Origin of the sequence: Desulfofundulus thermocisternus DSM 10259 (genome assembly GCF_000686645.1) — a bacterium.
GTDB classification, from domain to species: domain Bacteria; phylum Bacillota; class Desulfotomaculia; order Desulfotomaculales; family Desulfovirgulaceae; genus Desulfofundulus; species Desulfofundulus australicus.
In genome coordinates, this window is record NZ_JMLG01000002.1 from 116,034 (window position 1) to 132,087 (window position 16,054).

Consider the following 16,054-nt stretch of genomic DNA (forward strand, 5'->3'; position numbering starts at 1 on the left):
GCCTTATCTCCGGCCTAACTGTAAAATCTCCCTTGCCTCGTCCGGCCGAGCAACTTCTCTGCCCAGCTCTTTTATTATCCTTACCGCCCTTTCAACAAACATCATGTTGGTTCCAAATATTTTGTCCTCGTATGAATAAAACAGATTGTCTTCCAGCCCTACCCTGATGTTACCCCCAAGAATTACCGCCATGGTTATCAGGTCGGTCTGCACCCTGCCAATGGCCGTCACTGAAAAAGTACTCTTCTCAGGTAAAATCTCCACCATGTGAAGCAGGTTTTTGGGAGTCCCGGACATGGAACCGGGAACGTTAAAAACGAGGTTAAAATTTAAGGGAGGTCTTAAAACCCCCTTTTTCAGCAAAAACCTGGCATTATCCACCATGGAAATGTCAAAAACCTCAATTTCAGGTACCACACCATTTTCGTACATCTTCTGGGCCAGGTATTCGATCAGGTCGGGAGGGTTGAGGTTGACGCCGTTGGAAAAGTTGGACGACCCGGTGGTAAGGCTGGCCATTTCCGGCCTCAGATCGATGCATGCGCCCCGCTCAAAATGGTTTCCCGTCCTGGCTCCCGTGGATAGCTGGATGATAATGTCGCATTCCTTTTCAATCAGCTCTTTAATTTCCCTGTAACGGTTAACGTCCGCAGTGGGCTTTCCGCTGTCGTCCCGGGCGTGTATGTGAGCCACCGAAGCTCCCAGGTGATAACACGCCACAACATCCCTCGCAATTTCCGAAGGCGTGATGGGAGTGTGGGGATTATCCTTCTTAGTGGGAACGCTGCCCACCGGTGCAACCGTAATAATTACCTTTCGCTTCATACTACCCTACCCCCTCAACTATTTGGTTTATCACGTTGTTACTGAGTTCGCTTAAAAAAAAGCCAGGAGTACAAAATGAAAATATACCAGGGCGACCAGGAACAGCAAAAGGGTAAACCTTAACTGCCACCTGACGCCTACAGTAAATGGGTCGTTGCCCGTCATGTTGGAAAGGCTCAAGCTGCATGCGGAAAAGGGCGAACAGGTTACAGCCAGCCCCCAGCCTGTAACCACCACCACCGATAAAAGGGCGGCGGGCAGCCCCAGTGACTGGGGAGTAAAAGACGCGACAATGCTGGTGGTAGTCAGTACGGGGTGAAACCCCACCAGAGAAAGTCCCACCACTATGAGGATTATTACGGCGGTTAAAAGAACGGGGCTGTCTGAGACACCGGAAAAAACCCGGGTCAGGTATTGAACTGCGCCGGATTTGCCCGCGGCAACCGCAAAAAAGCCTGCACCCAGAAAGATTACCACTTCGTTGGACATCCTGGGCAAGCCGCCGCTGAGAAAATTTTTGAAGTGAATCCACTGGGTCCTGGTTTCCCCGGCTAACACCGCCCAGATAAAGGGATAGATCAGTGACATCAGGGGAACTATGGTAAGGATGCCCAGAGGTGTAGCCCAGTCCAAAAAAACTACAAGGCATAGGAGCAGGATCACCGCAATAACAAGCCAGCAAAAATCCCTGTATACCTCGGGGCTCCCGGCATGCTTTGCTGCGCCGGAATTGCCCGGAGAAACAGCCTTACCATGCTCCTCCTCCCTCATACCCCACAACCTGTTTTCAACCCAGCCCAGCGCCAGGGCCACAGCTGCCAGCGGCAGCCCCACAGGGATAACGTCCACCAGGTTTCCGCCCCAATAACCCAGAACCAGACCCAGCGCCCCCGAATTGGGTGACCAGAAGCAGGTAGTGGTATATCCACGGGCCGTTGCTCTGGCCAGCATATCAAGATTTCTGCCGGCAATGCCCGTTTTCAATATGTAATAAGTTATAGAAACACAGGCAATATTGACAATCACACCGATGAGGTGAGACGTGAGGTGGGTTAGCAAATACAGTCCTCCGTCGCTCCGCACCACCCCTTGCAGCACATGTTCCAGGGACCGCCGGTAGCGCGGAAAAGTGAATGGAATGCTAAGCATAGGCACAAACATCATGAGAGTCAGTATTTTACCGTTTTGCGTGACGGCGCTGCACCAGGTAGCGACATCGGCGCCGCTTGCGAACAATAATATCGACCCAAGCCCGAACAAGCCGGCGCAGGCAAAACGAGTAATGCCACTTATGGCGGGCAGGCACTGAAGCAAGGTAAGAACAGTGATAACCGTGACCAGCCCTTCTAATCGGACTGGTCCCTTGAAGGCCATAGCCAAATAGGAGAGGCCGCATAAAAAAACTGAGTAACCCCGAAGGCCATCCGCCATTCTGCCTATGGGCAGACCGGAAAAGATAAACCGGGACTTTTCCTGCCTATTTGTTTCCATTACTTGCCTGCAGGGGCCTCACCTTATAAGTGGCAGTACCAATAGCCACCAGTTGACCCTGGTTGTCAAACACTTCAGCGGTGCCAACCATTAAATTTCCTTCTTTAACTAATCTGGCAAATGCAAATATATCGGAATCAACAACAGGGTACAAAAAATTTACCTTTAATTCCACCGTTGCCGCCCCGTAGTCTTTACCAATGGCGCTGTTGACAGCCACTGCTACCGCCGCATCAACCGCCGTGGCAATGATCCCGCCGTGAACACTGCCATAAATCTGCTTGAGACTTTCCGAATTCCTGACGTGAACTCCGGGTTGCCCCTCCGCATTCCTAATAATTTCCATACCTATATATTTCCAAACGTTGCCCGCCTGGAGCAAATCCAAGTCTACCATTTATTTGTTACCCCTCCCCGCTGCTTGCTTTTAAATAGTAACTTGATTGGTTTTCATAACCCTTTCAAACAAATCCCTCAAACCAAATTTGTCCGCCAGTAACGACAGCTCACCTATGAATACCCGGGGCAGGGTCAAACCCTCCAGCAAGTTTCTCTGCCTTTTCTTCTCTTCAATTTCGCCGGGAAGAAAAATCTCTTTCACCTCCGGAGCCCGGGGAGAGTTCTTGACCGATTCAATGAGCCGGCCTAAACGACTGTAAAACAGATCCTTATTTATAAAATGACCGATGTTAATAGCCATCAGGAAATGACCCGTCCTCTGCTTGTTGACAAAGTCAAAGTACAGCGGGGTGACCTCTTCCCCAAACCCGGACCCGGTTAATACCCCGGCCAGAATGTCAATCACCAGGGCCAGCCCGTAGCCCTTGTATCCCGCCATGGGTTCTAAAAGCCCACCGTCCAACACCGCCTTCGGGTCGGTGGTGGGCACTCCCTCCCTGTCCAACCCCCACCCAAGGGGTATCTGCCTACCTTCCTTTGCGGCTAGTTGTATCCTGCCTATGGCAACATTGCTACAAGCCATGTCCAGTACTATAGGCACATGGTTCCACGCCGGCACGGCGATGCACAGGGGGTTGTTGCCCACCAGGCGCCTGGACCCTCCGGTGGGGGCCATCAGGGGGGTGGTATTGGAAAGAACGATGCCTATCTGTTCTTTTTTTACGGCTAGAAGGGCGTAATAAGCAGCCACCCCAAAATGAGTACTGTTCCGCACCCCCACGACCCCTATCCCCGTATGTGCGGCTTTGGCAATAGCCATCTCCATGGCCCTGGTGGCAACATACTGTCCCATACCGTGGTCCCCGTCAATAACGGCCGTAGCTACTGTTTCCTTGACCACAGAGGGTTCTGCCCGGTTATTTATCAGCCCGAGTTCCATTCTTTTCACGTAAATCGGCAGACGTAACAGCCCGTGGCTGGATACCCCCCTCAAATCAGCTTCCAAAATAACATCAACAATGATATTGGCCGCCTCTTCTGCAACTCCCAATTTTAAAAAGAGGGCAAGGCAAAATTCTCTAAGTCTTTCGACGTTTACTTTTACCTTCATAATTTAGAAGACACCACCAGGTAAATTTGATTTAACCTCATTTTTGACCTCACTTTTGCGGAATTTTTGCAGGATAAATGCCAGCACGATTAATGCAATGCCAGCCGTATCCGTAGATATACCGGGCTTAATTAAACAAAGGGCAGCAGCAAAGAGTAAAATCCTTTCCAGTAGATTGGCCCTCTTAACCAGCCAGCCCTCAATGGACGCAGCCAGGGCAAAAATGCCCACAAAGGCAGTGCAGGCGGCAATGACTATCTCAATTGGTTCGCCGATCAGTATCAGGGCAGGCCCGTAAGCAAACATAAAAGGTACTATGAAGGCAGCCAGGGCTAGCTTAAAGGCCGTTAACGCGGTCTTGTTTACATCGGCCCCGGCAACGCCGGCGCCAGCATAAGCTGCCAGGGCCACCGGCGGAGTAACCGCTGAAATAATTGCATAATAAAAGGCAAACAGGTGGGCCGCCAGAAGGGGAATGCCAAGCTGGACTAGGGCCGGAACCAACAGGGCGGCCTGGATAATGTAGGCAGCCACAGTGGGAAGACCCATCCCCAAAATCAGGGCGGTTACCATTGTAAACAGAAGTGCCAGGAATGAATTGCCGCCAGCCAGGGACATGATCAGGGTGCTCAAACGCAGGCCCAGTCCGGTTAACGAAATTATGCCAATGATCACACCGGCAGCGGCGCAGGCAATGGCCACTTCCAGGATGGTGCGGGCGCTAGCTTCGAATATATTTAAAAAGTCCACCGGTTTAATGAACCTGGGGTTGCGTGCAAAAGTTACAATTATCAGCGTGACAGTGGCGTACAGGCCGGCCTTAAGAGGGGTGTAACCCGCGATTAAAAAATAAACTAAAGCCACTAAAGGCAATACGTAGTGGAAACCTTTGGCAAATTCCTTGGTAAAGCTGGGCAACTGGTCCCTAGGTAGCCCCTCGATTCCTTCTTTTATTGCCCTAAAGTGAACCTGAAGACCAATGCTGAAAAAATACATCAGGGCAGGAATGGCGGCGGCGGCGGCAACCTTTATGTAAGGTATGCCGGTAAATTCAGCTATGATGAAGGCGGCTGCGCCCATGACGGGAGGGGTAAACTGCCCTCCGGACGACGCGCAGGCTTCCACCGCTCCCGCAAAATGAGGCTTGTAACCTAGTTTTTTCATCAGGGGAATAGTAAAGGCCCCGGTGGTAACCACATTGGCCACGGCACTGCCGGACAGCATGCCCATGAAACCACTGGCCACTACGGCGGTTTTTGCCGGGCCGCCCCTGAACCTCCCCATGAGGGCTAGGGAAACCTGGTTGAAGAAATCACCCGCACCGGTTTTCTCAAGGAAGGTTCCGAAAAGGATAAAGATAAAAATGTAGGTAGCGGACACGCCCAGGGGAATGCCCAGGATCCCTTCCGTAGTATAAAATACGTGGTCAATAACCCAGCCCAGGTCGTATCCCCGGTGCCGCAACATGCCCGGCAGGTGCTGCCCGAACAGGGCATAAAGAAGAAACGCGGCCATTATAATGGCGAAGGCCCGCCCTAGCATTCTTCTAGACGCTTCCCACAAAACCAGAATGCCCACAACTCCCACAACCATCTCCACACCTGTCAGGGGTGTCACATAGGCCAACCGGCTGGCGATATCTCCCGAATTGACCACCACGTACCCGAAGCTGGCCAGGGCCAAGATTATAAAAATCAGATCGTACCATGGAACCCTCGGGTCTTTGGCTTTTGAAACCCTGCAAATCATAAAGGAAAGGACAATAGCAAAAAGCAGGTGCAAAGAGCGCTGGAGAGTAGACTCGAAAATTCCGAAAATTGTTGTATATATCTGGAAAAGTGTCATTATAACGGCAACAGCAGTGATTATCCTTTCCCAGGGAAACTGCCGTTTTTTTTCAGTCCTGTCATTCAAGATCGAGGGCAAAACAAATACCTCCTTACGATTATTCTCAGGAAAGTTGGCCCCAGCAACTAATCGCGTAGCACCGGGACCAACTCACAAAAAGTTACTTGATTATACCTACTTCCCTATAGTACTTTTCCACACCCGGGTGTAGCGGAACGCCGAGGTCCTTGGCTATGGTGTCCTTGGTCATGTATTCCAGGCTCTTGTGAACGCTTTTCAACTCGTCAAGGTTTTCATAAAGTGCTTTAGCTATCTTGTAGGCCAGATCCTCGGGCATGTCTTTCCTGATAATCAGTATGGCGTTGCTGCCCAGGCAGGGCGTATCCTCTTCCATACCTTTATAGGTACCGGCTTTTATGGTGATATAAGTGTAGCCCGGGTTGAGCTTCTTTAACTCCTCAAACTTTTCCGGCCTCAGGGGTAAAAGCCTGACTCCGTCCGCCTGGGCGACCTCCTGAATAGAGGGGGCCGGCCAGGTTGTGATCGGGGAATACATATCAATCTGCCTGTCCCGCATCAGGCTGGCCGAGTCGCTGTAGGAAACCCGCTCCACCTTGGCCATATCCTCGAACTTCAGCCCGTGAACCTGCAGCACCAACCTAGTCATTGTTTCACCTGATAGCCCTTTGGGACCAGGCGAAATACGCTTGCCCTTTAAATCTTCAATTTGTTTGATATCGGAATCGGCCCGCACCACCATCTGCAGTGCCGAGGGGTAAAGCCCCGCCAGCCCGGCTATGTTTTTGAGCGGTTCCTTAAAATTCTCCTTGCCGGCAAGGGCCTCTGCCGCCGTGTGCGAATAAGTAATCCCTATATCATACATGCCTTTGTCCACGCCCAGGGCGTTTGCTTCACCACCGCCCTGCTGCACCGATACAACCGCCCCGGGAATATTGTTTTGAATTATCTTAGCTACGGCCCCGCCTAGCGGGTACCAGGTCCCTCCCGCCGGCCCGCTGGCAATGGTCAGGTTAATAGTTTCTGCCGCACCCCCACTTTTCTTGTCTTTGTTCTCAGCAGGTTTTTCTTTCTGACCCCCGCAGCCAGCAGCTGTCAGTATGAGGCTTAAAACCAGTAAAACACTTAAGAGCCTGCAAATCCTTTTCATTTTCTTACCTCCTCCAAAAATTTAAATGTATAAATCCACTTTAAGCTCGGTAGTTACCCACCTCCTTTTCCATAATTTTTTACTTTAAAAATTTTTGGTAAATTGTTGGTGCAAAAAATTATTTAAGGACAGACATTTCCCGAACAGTTATGGCAAAGTCCGGGCAGACCGTGAGGCATCTCAGGCAGCCCATGCATTTTTCGGTGTGAGCCGCCACCATGGGCTTGTAACCGGAGGAATTGAAAAAACCTGATATAGTGAAGACGCCCAGGGTGCAAACTTCCTTGCAGTAACCGCACCCCTTGCAGATGTTGACATTTACTTCCACATTAAAGTGGCGCAAGTCGCACGACAGGCAGCGTTGCGCTTCCCGGACGGCGGTGAGGTCGTCGTAACCCTGTTCCACCAGCTTGAAGCCGCCCTTGCGTTCTTCGGCGGTTATTGCAGGAGCAATGTGGCGGGCGGTTCCTCTGGGGGCATCTCCCCGCAGGCTGACTTTGGTATCTTCGGCTAGTTTTTCGTCTATTACGCCGTTACCGCCTAGGTATTTGTCAATGGAGGAAGCCGCACGACGGCCCTGAGCAATGGCCTGGATGATGGAGGACGGTCCGGTAACCGCGTCACCGGCGGCAAATACGCCTTTAAGGGAGGTAGCCAGAGTGTCCGGGTCCACCTTAATGGTGCCGTCGGCATTGCCCTCCAGGCCCAGAGAAAATGCGTCGGCGGACTGCCCCACGGCGGCGATCATGGTGTTGCAGCTGATGGTGAACTCGCTTCCCTCCACCGGAACCGGGCGGGGCCTGCCGCTTTCATCCGGCTCCCCCAGGGCCATTCTAACGCAAATAACATTGTTCTTCTCTATCGCTTTAGGAGTTGCCAGAAATTCAAACTTGATCCCTTCTTCGACAGCTTCCGCCACCTCTTCCGGGCTGGCCGGCATTTCAGCCCTGGTGCGCCGGTACAGCACCACCACTTCCCTAGCGCCCAGGCGTACCGAGGACCTAGCGGCATCTATGGCGGTATTGCCGCCTCCCACCACCAGCACTTTTTCGCCCACCGCCGGAGGATTTCCGGTGTTAACGGCCCGCAGGAAGGATATGCCGTCCATCACCCCTACCGACCCGCCCTCAAGTTCGATTCCCAATCCCAGCCAGGACCCAGCGGCCACAAGGACGGCGTCGTATCCTTCATGCAATAGTTTTTCGGCCGATTCCACTCTGGCACCGGTTTTAATTTCCACGCCGCGATCCTTTATAACATTGATTTCCCTGTCCACCACCTCCTTGGGCAAGCGGTATTCGGGAATTCCGTAGCGCAGCATGCCGCCAGAGGAAGGCATGGCTTCGAAAACGGTGACCCGGTGTCCCTTTCCAGCCAAGTAGTAGGCCGCCGTCAATCCGCAGGGGCCGGCTCCCACCACGGCCACCTTTTTGCCAGTGGGCGGGATCGGGCCTAATTTACCCTTCCATGCTTCCCCGCCCTTTTCTACCGCCGCCCGCTTCAACATGCGAATGGCTACGGGCTCGTCGTACTGCTGGCGGGCGCATTTTGATTCGCAGGGATGGACGCAGGCGTACGCGCACACTGCGGGAAAGGGTATTCTTTCGCGGATTACGGACAATGCCTGGTCGAATTTACCCTCCTTGATGCACCTGACATAACGCGGTACGTCAACTCCCGCCGGGCAGGCCTCCCTGCAGGGGGCTTTTGTTTTCACTTCCAGTTCTCCCATGGTTTTACGGGGTCAACTCCTTCCCGCATTGATAGCGCTTCGAAAAAACATTGGACACTTCAAGCTCGGGGTCCAGTTTTCAGTGGAAACCCTATTTTCTGAACAAACCCGCACCAGTGTACAGGGCCTTCACGTTCATCTCGGCGGTTTTCCCTGAAAATCTTCTGTTTACCACTTTAACCAAGCTCTCCAGGTCAACTAGGCGGGTAACAGCGCTCATAACGCCCAGGGCAATCATGTTGGCCGTACCCATATACCCCAGTTCTTCAGCTATTTCAGTAAAGGGGTAGCCGTAAAAGTTATCCCCGTTGCGCTCCTTCAGCATCGTGGTATCGTAAAAAATTAGCACCCCGGACCGGGCCAGGTTTTCATACTTTTCCATGGCCCCTTCGGTGAGGACAAGGACCACATCGGGATTTTGCACCTGCTGGAAAATGATTTCGTCCTTGTCGATGATCACCTCCGAAGCAGAGAAGCCGCCCCGGCTGGCTATGCCGTAAGACTGAGTCTGAACCACGTTTCTGCCTTCCAGTATGGCAGCTTCCGCCAGCATAATGCCGGCAACGATCAGCCCCTGGCCGCCTGACCCAGCCAAGATCACTTCATACCTGTCTTTTTTGTCCATCATCTCCCTTGCCGCCTCCCTAAGACCGCATGGCCCTGGCCCGGATTTCTTCGTACCTGCTGTTGAAGTCTGGGGCGTCCCGGTCCACCAGCCTGCCGATGGGGAAATAGCCTTCCTCTCTGGGGTAGGTAACCGGGTTGTACTTTTCCACAGGAATGGCCTTTTCTTTAAGCCACCTGAACATGGCCAGGGCCGGCTTTAGCTTGTTGTTGCGGCCAAAGTGGGTGGGGCAGGGGCTGATTACTTCCACGACGGAGAAGCCCTTTTTGGTCAGTGCTTCCGTGATCACTTTCTGTAGCTCCCACCCGTGGTAGGGGGTTCCCCTGGCCACGTAATTGGCGCCAGCCACCTCGGCCAGGGTACAAATGTCGATTTCCCTTTCAGGGTTCCCGTAAACGGTGGTACTGGTAAGCTTGTCGGAAGGGGTAGTACCGGAAACCTGCCCGCCCGTCATGCCGTAGTTCATATTGTTCACCACTATGGCGGTAAGGTCTATATTCCGCCTGGCGGCGTGGATAAAGTGATTGCCGCCGATGGTTACGCTGTCCCCATCACCCATCAGGACCACCACATTAAGCTTGGAGTTGAAAGCCTTGATGCCCGTGGCAAAGGCCAGGGCCCGACCGTGAGTGGTGTGCAGGGCGTTGGTGACCACGTAGTCGTCGGCCTTTCCCCAGCAGCCTATGCCGGTTACTACCACTGTCTCCTCTTTTTTAAACTTCAGCTCCTCAAAGGCCCGCAGCAAGGCCCCCAGAACCGTGCCGTTGCCGCAGCCGGGACACCACATGTGCGGCAGCACACCATCCTTTAAATACTTCAAGCCTGTCGCGTAAGACACTGTAACACCTCTCTTCTTGCAGTTGTAAGGGCTTACGGGGCCTTATTTCATTACTTTCAGAATATCATGGGGAGTGATGATCTGCCCGTTGTACTTGTTAACCCTTCTTATGTCCTTATTGGAGCCTAGAGCTTTCTGCACCTCGCCGGCCACCTGCCCGGCGTAGTTCATTTCGGGCACTATAATCATTTTGGAGTTTTGTCCAAGGGCGGCCACTTCCTTATCCGGAAAAGGCCAAAGTGTGATCAGTTGCAGCACCCCCGCCTTGATGCCGTTTTTCCTAGCTTCCAGGGCCGCCGCCCGGGCCGCCCTGGTGGTAGCACCGAAAGCTACCAGCAACACCTCAATATCGTCGTCGGTGTAAAAGCTCCTGGTCAACACAATTTCATCCCGGTGAAGTTCCAGCTTCCGGTGCAGTTGGGTGACCCGCCACGTGGCGTTGGCCGGGCTGTTGTTGCTGTAACCGTCCGGCCCGTGCATTGAGCTGGACACGTGGAAGACGTATTTATCTCCGTAGGCAGCCAGGGGGGCTACCCCGTCTTCATCGGCTACAAAGGGCTTGTACTGATCCGGTGGGCCGGTGGGCCTTTTCCTGTCTATCACTTCCAATTCGCCCGGGGCCGGAGCTATAAAGTTCTCCCGCATGTGGCCCACTATCTCGTCGGCGGCCAGGATCACCGGAACACGGAACTTTTCGGCAAAGTTAAAGGCCTGAACCGTCAGGGTGAAGCATTCTTTCACCGATGAGGGCGAAAGAGAAATGATCGCCTGATCCCCGTGCCGACCCCACCGGATCTGCATTACGTCCGACTGGGCGGGCCTGGTGGCAAGGCCGGTGCTGGGGCCGGCCCGCTGTACGTTTATAATCACGCAGGGCACTTCACCCATTACTGCCAGGCCCAGGTTTTCCTGCATCAGCGAAAATCCCGGTCCGCTGGTGGCCGTGAAGGCTTTGGCGCCTGCCAGAGAAGCCCCCACCACGGCGGCTATGCTGGCGATTTCATCTTCCATCTGAATGTACACGCCACCGACCTTGGGCATGACCCGTGAGCATTCCTCGGCAATCTCCGAAGAAGGGGTAATCGGGTAACCGGCATAAAACCTGGCCCCGGCGTAGATAGCCCCCTCGACGATGGCCTGGTTACCCTGAATTAGTCTTGCTTCCTGCTGCAAATTGGCCCACCATCCTTTTAACTAATTGATAAATTACAAGAGGTGACTTTCCCATACTTCCGGGTTAGCCAGGTACTGCGGCCGGCGGCCCTCCAGAACGTCCAAAATGCCCTGTGACACATCAGTAGCCATGTTGATCAGTGCCAGGTCGGACATGGCGGCCATGTGTGGCGTTAACAGGACGTTATCCAGTTCGAACAGGGGCATGTCCTTTCCAGGGGGCTCTCTTTCAAAAACATCTAGTGCCGCTCCAGCCAGCCTGCCTTCCTTTAAAGCCCTGTAAAGCGCTTCCTCGTCTACAATACCGCCCCTAGAGGTGTTGATTAAATATGCCGTGGGCTTTACCAGGAATAACTCCCTTTCCCCGACCAGGTGATGGGTATCCTTTGTATAGGGCACGTGAAGGGATATAAAATCGGAATCGCGCAAAACATCGTCCAAGCTCTGGCAGCGCTCGACCCCGGCGGATTTAAAGACCGATTCAGAAACCAGAGGATCATAGGCTTTGACCCTCATATAAAGACATTTTCCGGCAATCTCGGCCACCCGGCAGGCTATCCTGCCCAGGCCCACCAGACCCAGCACCTTACCCTTCAATTCCAGGGTTGTGTAGCCCAGTTTCTGAACTAGGCCGGGCAGCGACCCGGCGGCACAAAATTCACCCTGCCTGAAGGCTTTTTCTGCCTTGTTAAAATTACGGGCGCAGTGCAGCATGGCCCAGAGGGTATGTTCCGCCACGGCGTTGGTGTTAGCCCCGGGGGTGTGCACCACCGCTATGCCCAGGCGCGTGGCCGACTGTAGATCGATATTGTCCAGACCGATGCCGTGGCGGCCAATAACCTTGAGCCTTTTGCCGGCCTCCATCAAACGGGCCGTAATTCTGGAACTCCTGATCAGCAGGGCATCGGCGTCCCCGATAAGCGGCAACAAGTCGTCTTCCGACGGGCTTGGAGCTATGACGACCCGAGCCTTTTTTTGCAGCAGATCAATCCCTACCGGAGATATGGATTCTGTAAGTAAAACCTTAAAATTCAAATATTTCACCCTCTCAGGTTCCAAACAAATATTAGACTAAGCAAATTCAACTAGATTCTAATAATGGAAAAACTTCAAAAAGAATAATGAAAAGGACTTGCTGCAGGAATTAATAGAGAGATTACTGAAGAAGGTGCAAAATGTTGGGCGTGGAATTGAAAAAGTAACTGAGGAAACCATAAAGAATATGCAAAAAGAAATGGAGGATATTAATTTGATATGGAAACCTGTAAAAGAACTGATAAGGAAACCATTTGTGTAAATATATTCCTGCTATCTGGCTATCCAATAAAGGCTCTTACCTGCCAGGAGTATAGGGCACTGCTGGAAGGCAACCCGAGCGCCTAGTGGGATTCTGCCGGGGATAGACCCCTTGGTTCCAGATACGGAACTTGGTTCCGTGCCTAAGATAAGTTTACCAGCCCATTAAGGTGAATGTCAATAGTTTCTTTGTAATCTTTTTGCACTTTTGTCCATTCACAAAGTTATGCAAATAATATATTTCCAGAATATACTGAAAAATTGGTGGCTTATATTTTACTACCTTGGGGTGCACCATAACGCTGCAAGAGAGGACTCTCGAGTGAGAACCCGCCGTTAAACGCCAGTGCTGTTCAGAAATTGTTGCCCTCGAGCATTCAGGCGGCCACCCCGGGGAAATGAACTATTTTTCTCAAAAGGGTCGTTAGACCCCATCATTACCTGGCTTATAGCCCCTGCCGGGGGCGCGAATTCGTATCTGGGAACTCCGGGCTTTTCTACCGGCACCTGGAACATGAACTCAAGATAAGGCTTCCCTAATCAGGGCATCCTGGCCTGCCGGTGCATATGGTTCTTTTCCGCTAAAGGCGTCAGTTATTCTCCTGGCGGCCTCTTTTACTTTTTCCGCATAAAAAGGCATTACTTCCGGGTTCATCTGCGCAGCCAGTCCGATACATGCAATGACCATACTAACATTGCCATACAGGTCGAAGATCGGGGCACTTACACCGCAAATCCCCGGTGTATGCTCCTCATAACTCTCGGCATAACCCTTAACGCGGATTTGCTTTAAGTGTTCCATGAATTGATCTATATTTGTTATGGTCTTGTTTGTAAACTGCTTGATCCCCACTTTTCTAATAATTTCCTCTGCCTCTTTTTCATCTAAAAAAGCTAAAAAGCACTTGCCAAAGGAAGCGCTGGTAATGGGGAAATACTGCCCAATACTCACTGTAACGCGAACCGGCCGGTTGGGTTCTTCCTTAGCCACGTACATTAACCGGTTGCCCGATATAGGTTCGACAAGAACGCTCGTTTGCCCGGTTTGTTCGGCCAACCATTTCAGATGTGGCCTGGCCGTTTTAAGGTAGTCAATAAATTCCGCCGCCCTGGCTCCCAGGACAATCAGATACGAACCAAGGCTATAATGTTTGGAATCTTCATCATAGGAAACAAAACGGTACTCATTGAGCACTTTTAAAATGCGGTAGCAGGTGCTCTTGTTAATTGATAGATCCCTTGAAATTTCGGATAATGTACTTAAACGGTGTTTGTAACGGCTCAGGTATTCCAGGATTTTAATGGCCGTTTCTACGGCCGGAACCTCTGACCTGTTCTTTTTACTTTCGTTTAGCATTTCCAAACCCCTTGTCTTTTTTAATTTAATTTTCCCAAAGTTTCATACCTGGAACCACATTTCCCTAAAATTATACGGTTTTTGGTTCCATCCTGTCAACAGTATCCGGGCAAAGAAACGAAACTCAACAACCTTTCAACTATACTTATGAAAAGACTTATGAAAAGCCCGGCCGGGCCGGAATCATGGCTTCGAGCGGCAAAACGTACTGTCCCATCTCTTCTCATCTACTCCCTGGTTTCAGCAGCCCACGGGAAGCGCCGGATGAGGAACAAAGCCAGCAGGAGTCCTGCTACCGCCAGGAGGTTGAGAGCCTGAAATACCGCCGGTACGCCCAGGTGGTCGGCCAGTACCCCCAGCAGGGTTACTCCCACGCCGCCCATACCCACACCAAAGCCAATGGTAAAGCCGCTGGCCAGACCTTTACGGTCGGGCATGAGCTGCTGGCCCAGGACGATGGTGGTGGAAAAGGTACTGATCAGCGCCGCCCCAATCAGGGCCAGCAGCACCAGGGCAGCCAAACCGCCGCCGGCATGGAGGAACAAATAGATCAAGGGGATGAGCAGCGCCATGGAACCGGCCATCACCCGGGGGGCTCCCAGGACGTCGGTTAAAGGACCGCCCAACAGGGTACCGAAAGCCCCGGCCAGCAGGAAGACGGAAACAAAGTACCCGGCCAGGTGGGCATCGCCGTGCAAATAGTCGGTGTAATAAAGGGGCACGTAGGTAGAAAGCCCCGCGTGCAGCCAGGAACGGAAAATGATATAAACGAGGAGCATGGTAAAGGCAACCAGGGTTCCCTTTTTCCATTCCACACCGGCAGTTTGCGTGGAAGCCCGGTTTTCCCTTGAAAGGGCCGTCCCGCTTCTTTCTTTTCCATCTGCAGGGCCTCTTAAAGCCTGCCTTACCCCTTCTTCCTGCAGGGAATTAAGGCGCGGCCAGCAAAACACCAGCAGGCCGGCGGTAACCAGGCCAGGCAAAACGAAATAAACCGTGGCCTCCGGTCCACCCAGGGTCAAGAGCCAGGCCATAAACAGGGAGCCCAGGCCAAAACCCAGGTTTCCGCCCACGGAAAATACGGCCATGCCGCTTCCCTTGCGCACACCGCTGGCCAGGTTGGCCGCGCGGGAACCTTCCGGGTGGTAGGCCGCCACGCCCAGGCTGGAGACGGCCACCGCCAGCAGGAGAAGGGAAAACCAGGGTAAACGGCCGGTAGCGGCCAGGCCCACGCCGGCCACCAGGCAACCCAGCGGCAAAAGCCAGCGGGCCGGACGCCGGTCGGCAAAATAACCGAAAACAGGCTGGATAACCGATGAAGCCACGTTGGACACAAGCACTAAAAGACTGGTCTGGGCATAGGACAGGGCAAAAGCCTGTTTTAATACCGGCAGCAAAGCGGGTAAGGCACCCTGGGCCATGTCGGTGACCAGGTGGCCCCAGGATAAGAGCAAGAGCACACCCGCAATCGGTCTTTTCTGTTTTGCCGCCTTTCCCGCCGGCATTGCGCTACTTGTTGCTTCCATTTTTGATACGGTCAAATTTTCCACCCCCATTTAGCACAACCGCCCTTCGCAGGGCTTTAATCTGACGGCAACATCATTAAATTTAATCTTACTCCTCCCCCTCCTGTTGTGGCAATGTCAAAAAGGCAGCAAATACAAAGTTAACATGTTAATCATCAATTCTTTTTACTGTTTTTCGAGAGCTTTTTGGAGCACAAAAAAACTGCCGTCCTTAAAAAGACGGGCAGCGACCATGCCAGGAAAGAAACCAAATTATGTATATTTCAACAGATAAATCCTCTCAAGAACGAGTATGCTGCCTGCAAGCATGACCAGGGGAACATCCCTAACTTTTTCCCGCCAGGGAGTCCAGTACCTGCAGGGCTTCCGTGGCGTAGGCAGCCGCCGGTCCGCCGCCCATCAATACGGCCACGCCAACGGCTTCCATAATTTCTTCCCGGGCGGCGCCCAGCTCCAGGGCCTTTGCCACATGGACGGCTATGCAGTAGTGGCACCTTATGGCCACAGCAATGCCTATAGCAATTAACTCCTTTTGTTTGGCGCTGAGGGCTCCGTCGCTGATGACGGCTTCGTGCAAATCCCGGAATCCCTTCATAACCCTGGGCAGCTCTTTGGCCAGCTTGCCCACACCCTGGTTAAAGTTCTCCAGTGTTTTTTGTACGTCCATA

Annotated in this window: 14 protein-coding genes; all 14 read right to left on the minus strand. The window is 52.6% G+C overall.

All coding sequences use genetic code 11. The features are described from left to right. Window positions 1-3 precede the first annotated feature (3 nt). The 14 genes from BR83_RS0102625 to BR83_RS0102695 all read right to left on the minus strand — a co-directional run bounded on the left by BR83_RS0102625 (window position 4) and on the right by BR83_RS0102695 (window position 16,053). Window positions 4-825 (minus strand): beta-keto acid cleavage family enzyme, encoded by an 822-nt coding sequence (locus BR83_RS0102625; protein WP_027355772.1) that lies wholly within the window; start codon window positions 823-825, stop codon window positions 4-6. A 51-nt stretch (window positions 826-876) separates the two neighbouring features. Beyond that, window positions 877-1,884: a hypothetical protein gene (locus BR83_RS0102630; protein ID WP_157832951.1), complete on the minus strand. Its 1,008-nt coding sequence runs from the start codon at window positions 1,882-1,884 to the stop codon at window positions 877-879. Window positions 1,885-2,302: 418 nt separating this feature from the next. Beyond that, on the minus strand, window positions 2,303-2,713 hold the full coding sequence (locus BR83_RS0102635) for a PaaI family thioesterase (protein WP_027355774.1): 411 nt from the start codon (window positions 2,711-2,713) through the stop codon (window positions 2,303-2,305). A 30-nt stretch (window positions 2,714-2,743) separates the two neighbouring features. Continuing rightward, a complete protein-coding gene (locus BR83_RS14865; RefSeq protein ID WP_034634336.1) occupies window positions 2,744-3,826 on the minus strand; it encodes an Ldh family oxidoreductase in 1,083 nt (360 codons plus the stop codon). A gap of 3 nt (window positions 3,827-3,829) precedes the next feature. Beyond that, window positions 3,830-5,752 carry a TRAP transporter permease gene (locus BR83_RS0102645; protein WP_027355775.1) on the minus strand — a complete coding sequence of 641 codons (1,923 nt, stop codon included), beginning with the start codon at window positions 5,750-5,752 and terminating at the stop codon, window positions 3,830-3,832. 82 nt (window positions 5,753-5,834) lie between these two features. Continuing rightward, entirely contained in the window at window positions 5,835-6,842 is a 1,008-nt protein-coding gene (locus BR83_RS14870; protein ID WP_051617768.1) for a TAXI family TRAP transporter solute-binding subunit, read from the minus strand. A gap of 118 nt (window positions 6,843-6,960) precedes the next feature. Next, the gene (locus BR83_RS14875; RefSeq protein WP_162164748.1) at window positions 6,961-8,559 is read right to left on the minus strand and encodes an FAD-dependent oxidoreductase; all 1,599 of its coding nucleotides are present in this window, start codon (window positions 8,557-8,559) and stop codon (window positions 6,961-6,963) included. Between the two features lie 106 nt (window positions 8,560-8,665). Further along, a complete protein-coding gene (locus BR83_RS0102660) occupies window positions 8,666-9,202 on the minus strand; it encodes a 2-oxoacid:acceptor oxidoreductase family protein (protein WP_027355776.1) in 537 nt (178 codons plus the stop codon). Between the two features lie 16 nt (window positions 9,203-9,218). Beyond that, window positions 9,219-10,037, minus strand: a complete 819-nt coding sequence (locus BR83_RS0102665) for a thiamine pyrophosphate-dependent enzyme (protein WP_027355777.1) — start codon at window positions 10,035-10,037, stop codon at window positions 9,219-9,221. A gap of 42 nt (window positions 10,038-10,079) precedes the next feature. Beyond that, window positions 10,080-11,210 carry a 2-oxoacid:acceptor oxidoreductase subunit alpha gene (locus tag BR83_RS0102670; RefSeq protein ID WP_027355778.1) on the minus strand — a complete coding sequence of 377 codons (1,131 nt, stop codon included), beginning with the start codon at window positions 11,208-11,210 and terminating at the stop codon, window positions 10,080-10,082. 33 nt (window positions 11,211-11,243) lie between these two features. Next, window positions 11,244-12,245 carry a hydroxyacid dehydrogenase gene (locus tag BR83_RS0102675; protein WP_027355779.1) on the minus strand — a complete coding sequence of 334 codons (1,002 nt, stop codon included), beginning with the start codon at window positions 12,243-12,245 and terminating at the stop codon, window positions 11,244-11,246. Window positions 12,246-13,026: 781 nt separating this feature from the next. Continuing rightward, window positions 13,027-13,863 (minus strand): IclR family transcriptional regulator, encoded by an 837-nt coding sequence (locus BR83_RS14880; protein WP_051617773.1) that lies wholly within the window; start codon window positions 13,861-13,863, stop codon window positions 13,027-13,029. Window positions 13,864-14,090: 227 nt separating this feature from the next. After that, window positions 14,091-15,401: an MFS transporter gene (locus BR83_RS0102690; RefSeq protein WP_051617865.1), complete on the minus strand. Its 1,311-nt coding sequence runs from the start codon at window positions 15,399-15,401 to the stop codon at window positions 14,091-14,093. Window positions 15,402-15,711: 310 nt separating this feature from the next. After that, window positions 15,712-16,053: a carboxymuconolactone decarboxylase family protein gene (locus tag BR83_RS0102695; protein WP_027355781.1), complete on the minus strand. Its 342-nt coding sequence runs from the start codon at window positions 16,051-16,053 to the stop codon at window positions 15,712-15,714. Between the last annotated feature and the right edge of the window lies 1 nt (window position 16,054).